The organism is Achromobacter sp. ESBL13, assembly GCF_036668755.1.
Lineage (GTDB): Bacteria > Pseudomonadota > Gammaproteobacteria > Burkholderiales > Burkholderiaceae_B > Achromobacter.
This window is the reverse complement of record NZ_JAZEVT010000003.1, coordinates 1-14,554: the sequence shown is the minus strand read 5'-3', so window position 1 is coordinate 14,554 and position 14,554 is coordinate 1. Positions and strand designations below refer to the sequence as shown.

Here is a 14,554-nt window from a genome sequence, read left to right as displayed (position 1 = left end):
TCGAAAAGCGGCCGAAGTATAGCAGGCCGTATGACGGTCACGCCGTCCGTTGGCCGGAATCTTCGCCAGTTTGCCACAATGTTGCACGCCCCTGGATGATAAAATCGCCGGGTTTTCCCATCCGTAGCCATTTCTTCTTCAGACCATGCAAATCGCCGACCAGTTGAGCCAACTTAATGCCCTTTCGCCATTGGATGGCCGTTACGCTTCCCGGGGCGACGCGCTGCGCGGCCTGCTGTCCGAAGCCGGCTTCATGGCGCATCGCGTCGAAGTCGAGGTGGCCTGGCTGGTCGCCTTGTCCGACGCCGGCCTGGCCGAGCTGCCCGCTTTTTCGCAGGCCGCCCGCCAGCGCCTGCAACAGCTGGTGCAGGATTTTTCCGAAGCCGATGCCGGCCGCATCAAGGACATCGAACGCGTCACCAACCATGACGTGAAGGCCGTTGAGTACTGGCTGAAGGAAAAAGTGGCCGATGACGCCGAGCTGGCCCGCGCCGCCGAATTCATCCACTTCGCCTGCACCTCGGAAGACATCAACAACACCTCGCACGCGCTGATGCTGTCGCGCGCCCGCGATCAGGTGGTGGTGCCGCGCCTGCGCCAACTGGCCGCCAAGCTGAACGACATGGCCGTGGCGCAAGCCGATCAGCCGATGCTGTCGCGCACGCACGGTCAGCCGGCCAGCCCGACCACGCTGGGCAAGGAATTTGCCAACGTGGCCGCGCGCCTGAATCGCGCCATTGCCGCTGTCGAAGCGGTTGAACCGCTGGCCAAGTTGAACGGCGCCACCGGCAACTACAACGCCCACCTGTCGGCCTATCCGGAAATCGATTGGCCCGCCTTCAGCCAGCGCGTGCTGGCCGGCCTGGGTCTGACCCAGAACCGCCACACCATCCAGATCGAACCGCACGACTGGATGTCGGCCCTGTTCGACGCCATCACGCGCGCCAACATCATCGTTCTGGACCTGGACCGCGACGTCTGGGGCTATGTGGCGCTGGGCTACTTCAAGCAGCGCCTGAAGGAAGGCGAGGTCGGTTCGTCGACCATGCCGCACAAGGTCAACCCGATCGACTTCGAAAACTCCGAAGGCAACCTGGGCCTGGCCAATGCCGTGCTGCGCCACCTGGCCGACAAGCTGCCGATCTCGCGCTGGCAGCGCGACCTGACCGACTCCACCGTACTGCGCAACCTGGGCGTGGGCCTGGGCTATTGCCTGGTGGCGTGGGACGCCTGCATGCGCGGCCTGGGCAAGCTGGAAGTGAACACGGCCGCCATCGACGCCGACATCGATGCCTGCTGGGAAGTGCTGGCCGAGCCGGTGCAGACGGTGATGCGCCGCTACGGCCTGCCGCAGCCTTACGAACAACTCAAGGCATTGACGCGCGGCAAGGGCATTACCGAAGAAGCGCTGCGCGAATTCATCCAGGGCCTTGCGCTGCCGGAAGAACCCAAGGCCCGCCTGTTGGCCATGACCCCCCGTTCGTACATCGGACTGGCCGCCGAGCTGGCCCGGGCGGTATAGTCGCCATGCCGCGCGCGTCATGCGCGCGGCATACTTGTTGTCCTTACGGGAGATTGCAATGCAAAAGTTGTCCACGCTAGTCGCGTTGGCCTGTATGACCGTGGCGCCGTTGCTCGCGACGACCGCCTCGGCACAGTTCGCCAAGCCCGAAGACGCGGTCAAGTACCGTCAATCGGCGTTGACGCTGATGGCTTCGCACTTTGGTCGCATGACGCCGGTGGTCAAGGGCCAGGCGCCTTACGACGCCGCGCAGATCAAGGCCAACGTCGAAGTGCTCAAGACCTTGTCGGCGTTGCCGTGGACGGCTTTCGGGCCCGGAACGGAAGGCGGTGATGCTCGCCCCGAAATCTGGAGCGACGCTGCGGGCTTCAAGCAAAAGCAACAAGCTTTCCAGGACAACATCGTCAAGTTGTCGGCCGCCGCTGATTCCGGCGATCTGGACAAGCTGCGCGCCGCCTTCGGCGACGTGGGCGCCAGCTGCAAGGCCTGCCACGACTCCTACCGCAAGAAGAAGTAAGGCGCTGCCGTCTGACGACGGCATCGTTGCTTGCCCAGCAAAAAGCCCCTCGATGTATCGAGGGGCTTTTTGTTTTTCCGGGCGCCGTGTCCACGCGTGGCGGATTACGAAAAGGACATGTCCGCCACGACTTCCAGCGACCGTATCCAAAGCACCAGGCCGGTCACGCATGCGCCCAGCAGCAGTGCACGCAACCACACCGCGAAACCGTCCTGTGCGGGCGGCGTGCCGGCGGGCAGGTCCTTGGCGTCGACATCGCCCGTGATGATGGCTCGCACCAGGCGTTTGCGGCGCACCAGCGCGTACCACGCTACGGCCAGCAGGTGCAGCGCGATCAGGCCGATGATGACCCATTCGTTCAGCTTGTGCCACGACGTCAATGTGCCCGAGGTGTCGGCGCTGACGTAACCGAACAGCGGCCCTTGCGTCATGATGTCGTCGGTGGTGAACAAGCCGCTGACGGCTTGAAAGCCGACGATCAGCAGCAGCGCCAGTACCGACAGGGCGCCCAGCGGATTATGTCCGGCGGGCGCGGCGGCGCCCTTGAGGTATTTGGCCACCGCGCCTGGGCCGCGCACAAACGTGGCAAAGCGCGCGTAGCGCGGGCCGACGATGCCCCATAGCAGGCGGAAGATGATCAGGCCCAGCGCCGTACAGCCAAAGCGCACGTGCCAGTCCATATACAGGCCGCCCAGCTTGACGCTGACGTACGCGCCGACGATACAGACGACTAGCGCCCAATGAAAGAGACGGGTGGGAAGGTCCCAGATCCGAACCGCGAGTCGATTGTTCTGCATGGTGAGCGTGCCAGGGCTGCGTTGCGAGCGACTTTATCACGCAACAATGAAATCGCCGCGCACCAGGCGCGGCGAAGCTGTCAGCGATATCGGCGCGTAGCGCCGATAAGTTTAGTACGAAGCGTTGCGCACCGATTCGATGCGATGCACGTGTTCGTGGCGGAAACGGATCCGCTGGCCAGGGGCCTTCTGCGTGGTATTGCCGCAAGCCACAACTTCCGTCGTGTAGGTCGTCGTGCCGTTGATCGGCGCGTTGAAGATGACGGTTGCGCGAATGGCCGGGCCATTGGCCGGTTGCAGATGAACGATGTCGCCGATATGGATCGGGGTGTTGTCCAGCGTCGTGTGAGCCGGGCGGCGGATCAGGTCCGAGGTAGTGAAACGAGTATTCATGGTGTGTGTTCTCTTAAGTTCTAGTTATTAGAAAAGCTGCGTGTTGCGCATGCTGCGAAGGGCGGACGTACCAAAAGCGCCTCGCGTCCTCGCGGTTGCCTTGTCACCGGGTTTTGTTTTGACAGGGCAGGCATGACACTAACGCATAAGTGTTGCCGTCAGTTTGCGCATTCTCATGTTTTTTGCGTGCGCGCGTAACGGGGTACTGCGGGGGGTGCTACGGCCCAATGCCATCGGTCAGTCCTGGACGGCATTGGTTCGAGCCTGAGGCTGCCATGTCGGTGCATGCGCCTGCGGGCTCAAGGGATCGCACAGAGCGGGTTGACTCTGGCGGGTGCTGTGCGACCTGGAAGGTGATGGGTAATCACGATCCGGGTTGCAACGTGTCTTGTTGCTTCTTTCCAAGCCGGACTGGCGGATTGGTGAAGATGTGGCGGGGTAGTGCCATGTATCCGGGCGGATGCTGGCGATTTGCATGGTTCGCGCGTTTTTCGCGCGGGTTTTCTCGTTATTGGTTTTGGGAAACCTGGAGTTCTTGCAAATCAGACTGCAATGCCGGGAGGCTGGGTGGCGCGCGGTTTTCGCGGCGGGTACCCGGGTTCAAGCCCCTGGTCTAATGTTTTCGGCCAATTTATTCTGGGAAATATGGGGCGCGAAAATGCATTAGTCGTCGATATTATCGCGACTTTTATCGCCTTGCAAGTGTTTTTTAAGGGGCCGGGCCAGGCTCCCGAAGCCGGCTCAGTGCTCGGCCTGCCGGGCCTGGTGCTGGGCCTCGATGATCAGCCCTTCAAGGCGCGGAGACATCCGCAACGCCACTTGCGCGCCCATGGATCCGTCGCGCTGGCGTTCGGTTTCCAGCGCCAGAACGATGCTCTCGTCGTTGAACGCCTCGGGCGCCGCGTCAAGGTCGGCATAGCGCAGGACCAGCGCGTCCACGGCCTTTTGGGCGGCCGCCAAGGCGTCGTCCGACAACTGGCCCTGTCCAAGGTACTGATTCACCACGCGAGCCAGGTCGTTCATGAAATACAGCAGCGCGGCCGCGCCGCGGCAGTCGGGCAGGGTGAATCCCCAAGGCTTGGAAGAGGCGGGTGGTTGAGTCATGAAGTGCGGTGCCACGTTACGAAGGCCGGCTGGCCGGGATTCCGCATTTTACGGCCCTTCGTTGCATCCCCCTCGTCGCATGCCCCTCGTCGCATACCCATTGGTGCATACTCCCGGGCCATCATGATTCGACTTGCCCTTCCTTGCGACCTGGCCCGCCTGGCCGACATCGAACGCTCTGCCGCCCAACGCTTTGTCGGCACGGACATGGCGTGGGCCGCCGGCGGCGAAACCTTGCCGTTGGAAACGTTGCATCAGGCGCGGACGGCCGGCCTGCTGTGGGGCGCCGTGCACGGCGAGCGGCTGTGTGGGTTTGCGCTGGCCACGCCAATGGACGGCGACCTCTACCTGGCGGAAATTTCCGTGGCCATGCCCGAGCAAGGCCGCGGTCTTGGCCGCGCGCTGATGCGGGCGGTGCTGGACCATGCACGGCAGGCGGGCCGCTACAACGCCGTGGTGCTGACCACCGACCTGCATCTTCCCTGGAACGCGCCGTTTTATCGGCGGCTGGGCTTCGATGTGGTGGTGCCGTCGTATTCTCCTGGCTTGCACGCGCGCTTGCGTGCAGAGGCCGCAGCAGGCTTTGATCCCGCGCGTCGCTGTGCGATGGCTTATCCGCTGGCGAAACGGCCGGTCCAGCCGTGAGCCATCGCGCCCTTTGCTCGCCCCTGTGTCAACTCGCTTCGATCGCAACAAAATCCACCCATAGGCGGCGCCTGCCAGGCGCTTCGGGATAATCTGCCCTCATGCGTCAGCTTCCGCCTAGGGGGCGGCGCCGTCTCGATTGATCAATACATCAACCCGCCATGGCGAGGAGGATACGCATGTCATTGTGGCGAGCCTGCCTGATGGTTCTGGCAGCGGCGTCGCTGTTGTTCGCAACCGCGTGCGTCAATAAAGAGCCCCAGGAGCGCGCGGCGTTCATCCAGCTGCTGCAAGCGCGGGTCAATAGCGATGCGCTGCTGTCCATGCCCGCCCTGAGCAAGGCGGAAAAGGCAGCGGTGGGCGACTACGCCGACGCCTATGAAGTCATTACCGATTTCCAGCAGAAAATGGCCAAGTCGGCCCAGGACATGCACGCGGTGCTTGAGTTGGAAACGATCCGATCCGTGGGGGAAATCGTCCAGCGTCAAAGCGGTTTCGAGGCGGCGCGCAAGACGCTGGCGGACAGCGCCGGCCGGCTTGAGGACGCCCGTGCGAAAGCGGACAGCGCGCGTGCCAAATTGGAATTGCCAGCGGATCTGGCGCCGGTGTATGACGGCGTGTACGACGAGGCCGTGACCGGCCCCGCCACCGAGCTCATGCGGTCGGCTTCCAAACTGGATTCGGTGGCGCGCGATGCGCTGGCCGTCGGAGCTTTCGTGGCCGCCAACGCTGGCGATATCCAGCTGGTGGACGACCAGGCGCGCGTGGCCACGCCCACGCTGCAACAGGAACTGAACCTGCGCCTGCAAGGCCTGAACGCACAGTCGGACGCCCTTACCCAGGCGCGCCGGACGATATTGTTGGCGGCGCAGCGCGGCGAGTGACCAAGCGGCCTTGCATGGGCTTTGTACAATGCGGGTCTCGCGGCGATCGCCGTGCCTGGAACGGAACATGAGCCAATCATCCAGCTTGCACTACAGAACCTTTCTGCTCCTGCTCGCGGTGGTCTCCATCGCGTTCGGCTGGCTGTTGTGGCCTTTCTACGGCGCCGTTTTCTGGGGCGCCATTCTTGCCATCATCTTTGGACCCTTGCAACGCCGCCTGGTCAAGCGCATGGGCGGGCGGCGCAACCTGTCTGCCCTGATTACATTGCTGGGCGTGTTGCTGCTGGTCATTCTGCCGCTGGTGGCGATCACCGGCTCCCTGGTGCGGGAAGGCGCCAACCTGTACCAGAGCATCAAGTCGGGCGAACTGAATTTTGGCGCCTATTTTCAGCAAGCCATGGCGGCGTTGCCGCCTTCCGTGCATGACGTGCTGGCGCGCTTCGACCTGGCCGATATCCCCAGCCTGCAGGAAAAGCTCAGTGCCGGCGCGATGCAGGCCAGCCAGTTTCTTGCGACCCAGGCGCTGAGCATCGGGCAGGACACGTTCCAGTTCGTCATCAGCTTCGGCATCATGCTGTACCTGCTGTTCTTCCTGCTGCGTGACGGGCCTGAACTGTCGGCGCGCATCAAGCGCGCCATGCCGCTTAGCGATGCACACAAGCAGCATCTGTTCCGCAAGTTCACGACCGTGGTGCGCGCCACCGTCAAGGGCAACATCGCGGTTGCGGCCGCGCAGGGCGCGCTGGGCGGCATCATCTTTTCGATCCTGTCGATCCAGGGCGCGCTGCTGTGGGGCGTGATCATGGGGTTTTTGTCGCTGCTGCCGGCCATCGGCGCGGGCCTGATCTGGGCTCCCGTTGCGATCTACTTCCTGCTGACCGGCGCCGTGGTCAAGGGGGCGGTGCTGATCGGGTTCGGCGTGCTGGTCATCGGCATGGTCGACAACGTGCTGCGCCCCATTCTTGTTGGCAAGGACACGAAAATGCCCGACTACGTGGTGCTGATTTCCACGTTGGGCGGCATGGCTCTGTTCGGGCTGAACGGCTTTGTGATCGGGCCGCTGATCGCCGCGCTGTTCATGGCGTGCTGGGACCTTTTTTCGCCCACTGACCACACGCTTGAGCCGCAAGACAAGCTGCCGGTGACGCCGCCGAAATAACGTCGCGGCGCCGGCCGGCTAGCGGATGGCGGCTTGCCATTGCATCAACGCAGGCGCAGCAGCTGGTCACCAATGAGCAGGTCCCGGTCGGCTCGGGGGCGGGTGCGCACCAGCCCCTGGTCCAACGCCTGCGCCACGTCGTCCACGCCGGTGACGTCTTCCATGGGCTGTTCGAAACTGGTGGCGTGCAGATCGCCCAGATAGCGCCATTGGTCCGCCGCGTCCAGGGTGAAGGCGCTGAACCGGTCCGGCCCCGGGTAGTCGGTGTCCGTTTGCGGCGCCACGTACAAAATGAGTTCGTCCGCACCGTCGCCCGTCAGGTCGGCGAAAATGACACGGCAGCGCGACACAGGCGACGCAGGCGACGCGGGCGCGCCCGAGGCATCGGCGCCCGACGCAACGGCGCCCGACGCAACGGCGCCCGACGCATCGGCGCCCGACGCAACGGCGCGGGATCTTTCGGCGGGCACGCAGGCACGCGCCAACGCGGGATGGTCGCGTCGCAGCGTCCGCCACCAGGGCGCCGGTACGTCGCGTCCGGCCGGTGTCACGGTCAGCGACAAGGCCATGTCCGGAACCGGATCCTGCGCGGGATTCAACGGCGCGTCCCAGCGGAAATACCCGCCTTGCAGCGTCTCTTTGGCGGCTTCGGCAATACGAAGGTCGCGCGCATTGGCGGCACCGTCCGCCAGCCGGCGCAGGGCATCGTGCCCCCACACGCCGTAGTCTCTGCCCATGGCATGAAAGCTGAAATCCTGCGGGTCTTTGCGCCCGTCGACCAACCGCTGAAACTGGCTTTCGGCCGTCAGGCGCAGCGGGTTGGCCAGCGGCGTGGCCAGCGCCAGCAGCACTGCCACCGTGGCCAATGCCGCGACCAGATTGGTGGCCGCAAGTGCCGCATGATGGTGTCTACCGCGTATCCCCGCCCATGCGTAACCGATGCCGTACAGCACCAGGATCGCGGCGACACCCACGCCCCAGGCGCGCAGCACCGTCCAGCCGTATTGCTCTACGCGAATTACCGCGCCGGTCAGCGCGACGGCCGCCAACGGCAACAGGCACACCATGGCCCAGCGCAACAGCCGGCGCAGCCGGGGTCCGAACGGGTCTGCCAGCGGGCCGTCTTGCCAGGCCGCGTTGATCAGCTTGATCCAGACCAGTGAGAACGCGATCAGCGCCCCGGCGGACAATTGCACGGCCTGAAGCCCCAGCGCCAGCCTTGCCGCCAGCGCAACGGTAAAGGCCAGGCCTACCAGCGAAACCAGCGGCAGCAGCCACGCATTGAGCGTCAGCCACGCGCGTTGCAGGATGTTCGTCAGCGCCGGCCGGCGACGCACGCCGACCAGGCAGGCGGCCAGGATCATTGGCCATACGGCAAAGCGGAACGTCGCGTCCTCGACCAGGCGACGGACGATGCGGATTCCGATCATGTCGAACATCGCGCCGGCTGCCGCCATCAGCAGGCAAACGCAAAGCGCCAGGCAAAGGCTCAGGCCCAGGTGCACCGCGTTGCGCCAGGCGGCGCGGAAAATAGCGGGATAGTTCCAGCGGGGCCGGTGAATGTCCAACGCCTGCACCAAGGGCAGCAGCACAAAGGCGACGATGCCCGTCAAAAGCAGCGCCATCGCCGTCTCGCCGCGCCCCGCCCAGCCACCCCGTTCACCCGGCAGTGATCCAAACGCTGCGGTCATGCCGTAGGCGGTGACCAGCGGCAACAACACGCCGAAGATGCCCAGTGCCGTCAGCCATCGTCGGCGGCTTTTCATTCCCGATGACAACGCCGCGGCAAGCGGCATCAGCGCCAGCCATTGCAGCAGGAAATACAGGGAGAAGGGGTGGCCCCATGGCCAGGCCCGATGCGCCATCAACTGTTGCATGCCGGCGCCCAGCAGCGCGGCGATGGCGCCATGGATCAGCACGGTGATATCCGCCGCGTCCAGACGGGCGCCGACGGTCTTTTTCAGGGACGGATTATTCATGGCGGCGATAGTAGCAACAGGCCGGCCGTCGCGCCTGAACAACGCGCGCCACCCCTGCATCAAATCGTCGTGGGCACGGATTTTTCGGAGTAAATTGGGGACGCGATGTGGCGCGCCAAAGGCGCGATAACGCCCCGAAAAGGCGTCTGTGCGCGGATTGTGCGGTTGCGGGCTTCTGCAATAATTTCTGAGTTTCATCCCGACCGGACGGCTATCCGGACAGGACGTATCGGGAGGCGCATGGTTCCAAGGGGGAAGACGATGGCTGATGGCGAGGCCCTGCCTGGCGTGCGCACGCGCCCTCAACACCGGTACTCAATGCGCACCGGTCTGCTGACACTCGTCTTTGCCTGTATCTTGCCGGCCCTGGTCGTGGCGTCGGTGGCGGTGTACGAAAGCTACGTCGTCCAAAAAGACCGGATCTTGCGAGACACGATTTTCCTGGCTCGCAATCTTGCCGCCATCCTCGATCGTGAACTGACTGGCGTGGAGGCCGGATTGCAGATGCTGGCCGCCTCGCCCGACCTGCTCAGCGGCGACCTTGCCAGTTTTCATCAACGCGCGCGGGATTCGTTGCGCTTTCAAATCGTGGACAGCTATGTCGTCACGGACCAGGACGGGCGCCAGCTGGTCAACACGCTGGCGCCTTTCGGTGCGCCATTGCCTTCCAGCGGCGCGCCCGAGGACCTGCGGCGGGTGTTCGCCACGCGGGCGCCGGTGCTGACCAGCCTGTTCATCGGCGGTGTCAGCAAGAAGCCGACGATCGCGCTGGGTGTGCCGGTGGTGCGTGCCGACAGTGTCATTTACAGCCTGAACGTGGGCTTGTCCCCAGACCGTATCGGCAACGCGCTGGCCCGGCGCGCCTTGCCCGAAGGCTGGGTGGCGGCGGTGCTGGACGGTTCGGGAACGATCATTGCCCGCACCCGCGATGGTACGAAGTTCGTCGGCCAGAAAGCCGTGCCTGCGCTGGCGCAGGCCGTGCAGCAGGAAGGCGAAGGCGCGTTCGAATCCATCACCAAGGAAGGCACGCCGGTCTACACGGCGTTCAGTCGTTCGATGTTGTCGGGCTGGACGGTGGCGGCGGGCGCGCCCATGAGCCTGGTCACAACGGATTTGTACCGGTCCATTGCCTGGCTCGCCCTGGGCACCCTGGTCGCATTCGGCCTGGGGCTGTGGCTGGCGTTGCGCCTGGCCAGCCGCTTGACGTCGGCGGTGCAGGGCCTGGTCGGGCCGGCGTTGGCGTTGGGGGAAGGGCGCACTGTCGAGCTGGCGGGCACAAGCGTCAAAGAGGCAGAGGAAGTCGGCACGGCGTTGTTGCAGGCCTCGCGCATGCTGGCGCACGCGCAGCACCTGGCACACTACGACCCGCTGACCGGCCTGTGCAATCGGGTGCTGTTCGGCGAGCTCGTGCTGCGTGAATTGTCCGTGGCGCAGCGCAGCGGCGAATCCTTCGCCATCCTGGCTATCGACCTGGACGGCTTCAAGGCGGTCAACGATTTGCACGGCCATGCGGCGGGCGATACCGTCCTGAAAGAGGCCGCCGACCGCATGGCGCGCGCGATCCGTGTATCGGACGTGGCAGCCAGGCTGGGCGGCGATGAATTTGCGGTGCTGCTGATGGGCGTGGGCCGAGAACAGGCGCAATCCGTGGCAGAGGCGCTGGTCGATAGCTTGTCTTTGCCTTATCCGGGCATCAGCGTCGGCGTGTCGGCAAGCGTGGGTATTGCCGTCTATCCCGACTCCGGCATTACGATGTTGCAGTTGCTCGAGCGCGCCGATGTCGCGCTCTACAAGGCAAAGGGCGAAGGCAAGCGGCGGGTGGCGTGGGATCGCTAGCGCGGTGCGCCTGGCGGTTCAGGCGTCGGGTCGCGGAGGCTGCTGGGGCGCCAGCGCCGTCAGGACCTCGCCGGAACTCAACCGATATCGCCGCTCGCCCAGGGCGATCACGCCTTCTCCTTCAGAAGTCCTGAGGATGTACCGGGACGTCGCAAGCAGGGGTGCGGCCGACGGGCCAGGGTCGTCCGCTTGCAAGAAAACTTCGATCCGGTAGAGCCGGCCTGACTCCGTGCTGGCTAGCACATCGCTCAATCTGCGTATGGAAATGGCCATGCGGCTGATACTCCCTCTTGTTTGGTGTTTCAGTGGGTCTGTCGCGTATCCCGGCGCGGCGCTGGCCGCCCCGGTTGGTCACTACGATAACGATTGGTTTTCGCTACACTGCCCGCCTGCCGCCGCTCGGGCGCCAATCGAGGGGCATTCAGAAAATTAGCGGAAACGGTAATGCGATTCTCTCCCGGCCGGAATACGGCCACATTTTTCGGTCTGCTGGCGATCCTGCTGTGGGGCACGGTCGTCGGCTTGATTCGCGGCGTCAGTGAGAATTTCGGCGCCATCGGGGGCGCCGCGCTCATTTATACGGTAGGTTCAGCCTTCCTTGTGTGTCTGCTCGGGTTTCCGACGTTACGGAGTTTTCCGCGGCGTTATCTCTGGATGGGCAGCTTGCTGTTCGTTGCTTACGAGATCTGCCTGTCGCTATCCCTGGGCTTCGCGCTGGACCGCCCCCAGGCCATCGAACTGGGCATCGTCAATTACCTTTGGCCTTGCCTGACCGTGCTGTTTGCCATCGTCATGAATGGGCAGCGTGCCAATGCCTGGGTAGTGCCGGGCATATTGCTGTCGGTGTGCGGCATCGTGTGGGTCGTGGGCGGGTCAAGCCTGTCTTGGGAACGCACCCTGGCAAACATTTCCAGCAACCCCCTGAGTTATGGATTGGCATTGGGCGGCGCCATTATCTGGGCCGTGTATTGCAACGTGACCAAACGCTATGCCGACGGTAAAAATGGCGTGACCTTGTTTTTCATGCTGACCGCGGCTGCCTTGTGGGCAAAGTACGGTTTCAGCGCCGAACCGCCGTTGGTGTTCGCCGGGCCGGCCGCGCTGGAATTAGGTATTACCGGCGCTGCGATGGCTGCCGGCTACGCACTTTGGAACGTGGGCATATTGAACGGCAATCTGACCTTGCTAGCGACGGCGTCTTATTTCACGCCGGTGCTGTCCACCTTTTTCGCGGCCGTGTGGCTGTCTACCCGCTTGACCGCGTCATTCTGGCAAGGAGTGGCGATGGTCACAGCAGGTTCTTTGTTGTGTTGGGCAGCAACGAAAAGCAAAGCCGCTCGGGGCGTGTAGCCCGGGGCGGCAATTACCGATCATGAAACGCGATCAGTCGATCAGCATGGACTGCGCCACCGCGTATCCCAACGGGATAAGCAACAGCGATGCAAACGTTGAACTGACGATCGCCGCCGATATCTTCAGCCAGGGCTCGGGGCCCGCGCTTCGAATCGTTTGAACCACTAATCCGACGATACCCATAACCATCAAACAGCTCATTACCACTGCTACGTAAGTCATGTTGTCTCCGTCCTCGCCTGATTAAAGGGATTCGGCGCCGTGTTTTACGGTCTGTATGTTTGAGCTGATTGTGCGCCTGTATTTGCGGACTTGGCCCTAGGGTTTTCCTAGCGCTCGCATGTCGGTGTGGCGTTTTTGCCGCGCAGTGCGCAGCATGATTTTGTGTGCGGTCGCAGCAATTCAAACGGTGTACGCCAGGGGCTTCATGCCCCGGCGGTTTGCGCTACGATGGCGGCGTCTCATCCTGGAAAAGGCGGCAACATGCCGAACCGATTGCGCCCTGGCACGCGTGCCACGCTTCAAGTCAGGCAGCTGATGCCGGGCGAATTTGCCTGGATCATCACGTTGCTGGATCCCGAAACCGGCAATGTGCACAGCACCAATTATTCCGAAAGGCGCTATGGCAGCCAGGATGAAGCTTCGGTTGCCGGCAAGGCCGCGATCATGAAAATCCTGGGTAAAGACGGCAATAATGCGGTGGCGATCAGCCGTGATGGCAAATCCAAGCCATAAAGTCGTGTCGCCCTTGAACGATTAAAAGCCCTCGCTGAGGGCTTTTTTGCGGGCGTCGCGAATAGAAGCGCCGAATGCAAGCGCCGGATGCCAGCGCCGGATAGAAGAGCGGGGTGGAAGGGCGGGGAAGGGCGGGCGCGGCGGCTGGTGGCGGGTGGTTGCCGGATTCAGGAACGCCGCTTGCTGAAGGGCAAGGCGGTGCGCTTTGCGCCGCAGAGGAGAACCGATCATGTCCCAGTCCCCGCATCGAGAGCCCGGCTTGCCGGACGATCTGCCGCCGGATGACCCGTCGTTGCCCGGCAACCTGCCGCCCGATGATCCCCTGCCGGATCCGAATCGGCCCGCGGATGACCCGCCGCTACAGGATCCGACCCCGCCCGCGCCGGACCCCCGCATGCCCGGCGCGATAGACCTGGCCTGAGCGCCACGTCCGCTTTTTCCGATAACCCTGAAAGGAGTCTGTCATGCGTTCCATTTTGCTTTGGCTGCTTGGCGTGCCTATTCCCATCATCATTTTGCTGGCGCTTTTCTGGCATTGATGCCGGTTGGCCGTCTCGTGCATCGGCGTCGGTGCGGCGTTGCACGCAGCCGGCGTGAAATAACAATGAACAAGGAATCACCATGGAAAACGCATCATCTTTGAGCCAACCCTACGGCGCCGTGCCGCCACGCGAGTCGGCGATATCAGCGGTGTCCTGGGCCGCGGTGTTCGCGGGTGCCGTGATCGCCGCGGCGCTGTCATTGGCCTTGTTTGCCGGGGGTACCGGCCTGGGCTTCCTGTCTGTGTCGCCGTGGGGCGATGAGGGCATGTCGGCGCCCGCCGTGGGCATCAGCATCATTGCGTGGATGCTGTTCACGCAGATCGTGTCTTACGGTATCGGCGGCTACGTCGCCGGTAGGCTGCGCACCAAGTGGGTCGACGTGCATTCCGACGAGATCTATTTCCGCGATACGGCACACGGCTTCCTGGTGTGGGCCCTGAGCGCGGTTGTCAGCGCGGCGTTGCTGGGTTCGGCCATTGCCACGCTGGCGTCCGGCGCGGCCAAGGCGGGCGCGTCGGTAGCGGCCGGTGCAGGCACGGCGGTTACTGCTACGGCAGCGGCTGGCGCCAGCGGCGGAGGCATGGACCGCGCAACGGACTACTTCACCGATACGTTGCTGCGTTCGGACCGGCCCGAAGCGGCCGGCGACCGAAACGCGGCCCGCACGGAAGTGGGCCGCATCGTGGCCATGAGCCTGGCGCGTGGTGACATGACGCCCGAGGACCGCGACTACGTGGCAAAGGTTGTGGCCGCACAAACCGGTCAGGAGCCGGCCGTGGCGCAGCGTCGTGTCGAGCAGACCATCGCGAACGCCAAGAAGGCCGCCGAAGACGCCAAGCAGAAGGCCAAGGAAGCTGCCGACAAGGCGCGCAAGGCTGCCGCCGCGTTCGCGCTGTGGGGTTTCGCATCAATGCTGATCGGCGCCTTCGTTGCCAGCCTGGCTGCAACCTGGGGCGGCAAGCGTCGCGATACGCTGCGTAAGCTGTAAAAAAGCAGGAGTGGGCAGAAGCGCCCGGGGACGATCCGCGCGTATTTTTGGCGTATTTTTGGCGTATTTTGTGCCGGGGCAGTGCTTCAGCCTTCAGCCC

At 63.8% G+C, this 14,554-nt stretch carries 16 protein-coding genes; 10 read left to right on the top strand and 6 right to left on the bottom strand.

The window, feature by feature from the left end:
- The first annotated feature begins 145 nt into the window (after positions 1–145).
- Together purB and V6F88_RS14280 are read left to right on the top strand one after the other, a co-directional pair.
- Positions 146–1,522: an adenylosuccinate lyase gene (gene purB / locus V6F88_RS14285; protein ID WP_332610306.1), complete on the top strand. Its 1,377-nt coding sequence runs from the start codon at positions 146–148 to the stop codon at positions 1,520–1,522.
- 58 nt (positions 1,523–1,580) lie between these two features.
- Positions 1,581–2,039 (top strand): c-type cytochrome, encoded by a 459-nt coding sequence (locus V6F88_RS14280; RefSeq protein WP_046805522.1) that lies wholly within the window; start codon positions 1,581–1,583, stop codon positions 2,037–2,039.
- Positions 2,040–2,143: 104 nt separating this feature from the next.
- Here the strand turns inward: V6F88_RS14280 and V6F88_RS14275 are convergent, their stop codons facing one another.
- From V6F88_RS14275 to V6F88_RS14265, 3 genes are all read right to left on the bottom strand, one after another.
- The gene (locus V6F88_RS14275) at positions 2,144–2,836 is read right to left on the bottom strand and encodes a cytochrome b/b6 domain-containing protein (RefSeq protein WP_332610304.1); all 693 of its coding nucleotides are present in this window, start codon (positions 2,834–2,836) and stop codon (positions 2,144–2,146) included.
- A gap of 111 nt (positions 2,837–2,947) precedes the next feature.
- Positions 2,948–3,229 carry a hypothetical protein gene (locus V6F88_RS14270; RefSeq protein ID WP_046805520.1) on the bottom strand — a complete coding sequence of 94 codons (282 nt, stop codon included), beginning with the start codon at positions 3,227–3,229 and terminating at the stop codon, positions 2,948–2,950.
- 741 nt (positions 3,230–3,970) lie between these two features.
- Positions 3,971–4,333, bottom strand: a complete 363-nt coding sequence (locus V6F88_RS14265; RefSeq protein ID WP_332610302.1) for a hypothetical protein — start codon at positions 4,331–4,333, stop codon at positions 3,971–3,973.
- 123 nt (positions 4,334–4,456) lie between these two features.
- On the opposite strand from V6F88_RS14265, the gene V6F88_RS14260 reads away from it, so the two are divergent.
- The 3 genes from V6F88_RS14260 (at position 4,457) to V6F88_RS14250 (ending at position 7,021) form a co-directional block, all read left to right on the top strand.
- Complete coding sequence (locus V6F88_RS14260; RefSeq protein WP_332610300.1) at positions 4,457–4,978, top strand: GNAT family N-acetyltransferase; 522 nt, start codon at positions 4,457–4,459, stop codon at positions 4,976–4,978.
- 179 nt (positions 4,979–5,157) lie between these two features.
- The gene (locus V6F88_RS14255; protein WP_332610298.1) at positions 5,158–5,862 is read left to right on the top strand and encodes a DUF3053 family protein; all 705 of its coding nucleotides are present in this window, start codon (positions 5,158–5,160) and stop codon (positions 5,860–5,862) included.
- A 67-nt stretch (positions 5,863–5,929) separates the two neighbouring features.
- Positions 5,930–7,021 (top strand): AI-2E family transporter, encoded by a 1,092-nt coding sequence (locus V6F88_RS14250; protein WP_332610296.1) that lies wholly within the window; start codon positions 5,930–5,932, stop codon positions 7,019–7,021.
- A gap of 44 nt (positions 7,022–7,065) precedes the next feature.
- Here V6F88_RS14250 and V6F88_RS14245 read toward each other — a convergent pair whose 3' ends face one another.
- A complete protein-coding gene (locus tag V6F88_RS14245; RefSeq protein ID WP_332610294.1) occupies positions 7,066–9,000 on the bottom strand; it encodes a DUF4153 domain-containing protein in 1,935 nt (644 codons plus the stop codon).
- A 261-nt stretch (positions 9,001–9,261) separates the two neighbouring features.
- Between V6F88_RS14245 and V6F88_RS14240 the strand changes: the two genes are divergently transcribed.
- Complete coding sequence (locus tag V6F88_RS14240; RefSeq protein ID WP_332610292.1) at positions 9,262–10,836, top strand: sensor domain-containing diguanylate cyclase; 1,575 nt, start codon at positions 9,262–9,264, stop codon at positions 10,834–10,836.
- 444 nt (positions 10,837–11,280) lie between these two features.
- Positions 11,281–12,186: an aromatic amino acid DMT transporter YddG gene (yddG, locus tag V6F88_RS14230; protein ID WP_332610852.1), complete on the top strand. Its 906-nt coding sequence runs from the start codon at positions 11,281–11,283 to the stop codon at positions 12,184–12,186.
- A gap of 33 nt (positions 12,187–12,219) precedes the next feature.
- Here the strand turns inward: yddG and V6F88_RS14225 are convergent, their stop codons facing one another.
- Complete coding sequence (locus V6F88_RS14225) at positions 12,220–12,411, bottom strand: hypothetical protein (RefSeq protein ID WP_046805512.1); 192 nt, start codon at positions 12,409–12,411, stop codon at positions 12,220–12,222.
- Positions 12,412–12,537: 126 nt separating this feature from the next.
- Here V6F88_RS14225 and V6F88_RS14220 point away from each other — a divergent pair, with 126 nt between their 5' ends.
- Entirely contained in the window at positions 12,538–12,924 is a 387-nt protein-coding gene (locus V6F88_RS14220; RefSeq protein WP_332610287.1) for a hypothetical protein, read from the top strand.
- A gap of 21 nt (positions 12,925–12,945) precedes the next feature.
- Here the strand turns inward: V6F88_RS14220 and V6F88_RS14215 are convergent, their stop codons facing one another.
- Positions 12,946–13,155, bottom strand: a complete 210-nt coding sequence (locus V6F88_RS14215) for a hypothetical protein (protein WP_332610285.1) — start codon at positions 13,153–13,155, stop codon at positions 12,946–12,948.
- Between V6F88_RS14215 and V6F88_RS14210 the strand changes: the two genes are divergently transcribed.
- Together V6F88_RS14210 and V6F88_RS14205 are read left to right on the top strand one after the other, a co-directional pair.
- Entirely contained in the window at positions 13,154–13,345 is a 192-nt protein-coding gene (locus tag V6F88_RS14210; protein WP_332610283.1) for a hypothetical protein, read from the top strand. The two genes, V6F88_RS14215 and V6F88_RS14210, sit on opposite strands and share 2 nt — an antisense overlap.
- Before the next feature lie 200 nt (positions 13,346–13,545).
- The gene (locus V6F88_RS14205) at positions 13,546–14,454 is read left to right on the top strand and encodes a hypothetical protein (RefSeq protein ID WP_319308079.1); all 909 of its coding nucleotides are present in this window, start codon (positions 13,546–13,548) and stop codon (positions 14,452–14,454) included.
- Positions 14,455–14,554: the final 100 nt, after the last annotated feature.

What these genes read in the sequence shown, in the direction of transcription:
- purB (WP_332610306.1), top strand. Translation starts at nt 146, where the DNA reads ATGCAAATCGCCGACCAGTTGAGCCAACTTAATGCCCTTTCGCCATTG.
- V6F88_RS14280 (WP_046805522.1), top strand. Translation starts at nt 1,581, where the DNA reads ATGCAAAAGTTGTCCACGCTAGTCGCGTTGGCCTGTATGACCGTGGCG.
- V6F88_RS14275 (WP_332610304.1), bottom strand. Translation starts at nt 2,836, where the DNA reads ATGCAGAACAATCGACTCGCGGTTCGGATCTGGGACCTTCCCACCCGT.
- V6F88_RS14270 (WP_046805520.1), bottom strand. Translation starts at nt 3,229, where the DNA reads ATGAATACTCGTTTCACTACCTCGGACCTGATCCGCCGCCCGGCTCAC.
- V6F88_RS14265 (WP_332610302.1), bottom strand. Translation starts at nt 4,333, where the DNA reads ATGACTCAACCACCCGCCTCTTCCAAGCCTTGGGGATTCACCCTGCCC.
- V6F88_RS14260 (WP_332610300.1), top strand. Translation starts at nt 4,457, where the DNA reads ATGATTCGACTTGCCCTTCCTTGCGACCTGGCCCGCCTGGCCGACATC.
- V6F88_RS14255 (WP_332610298.1), top strand. Translation starts at nt 5,158, where the DNA reads ATGTCATTGTGGCGAGCCTGCCTGATGGTTCTGGCAGCGGCGTCGCTG.
- V6F88_RS14250 (WP_332610296.1), top strand. Translation starts at nt 5,930, where the DNA reads ATGAGCCAATCATCCAGCTTGCACTACAGAACCTTTCTGCTCCTGCTC.
- V6F88_RS14245 (WP_332610294.1), bottom strand. Translation starts at nt 9,000, where the DNA reads ATGAATAATCCGTCCCTGAAAAAGACCGTCGGCGCCCGTCTGGACGCG.
- V6F88_RS14240 (WP_332610292.1), top strand. Translation starts at nt 9,262, where the DNA reads ATGGCTGATGGCGAGGCCCTGCCTGGCGTGCGCACGCGCCCTCAACAC.
- yddG (WP_332610852.1), top strand. Translation starts at nt 11,281, where the DNA reads ATGCGATTCTCTCCCGGCCGGAATACGGCCACATTTTTCGGTCTGCTG.
- V6F88_RS14225 (WP_046805512.1), bottom strand. Translation starts at nt 12,411, where the DNA reads ATGACTTACGTAGCAGTGGTAATGAGCTGTTTGATGGTTATGGGTATC.
- V6F88_RS14210 (WP_332610283.1), top strand. Translation starts at nt 13,154, where the DNA reads ATGTCCCAGTCCCCGCATCGAGAGCCCGGCTTGCCGGACGATCTGCCG.
- V6F88_RS14215 (WP_332610285.1), bottom strand. Translation starts at nt 13,155, where the DNA reads ATGATCGGTTCTCCTCTGCGGCGCAAAGCGCACCGCCTTGCCCTTCAG.
- V6F88_RS14205 (WP_319308079.1), top strand. Translation starts at nt 13,546, where the DNA reads ATGGAAAACGCATCATCTTTGAGCCAACCCTACGGCGCCGTGCCGCCA.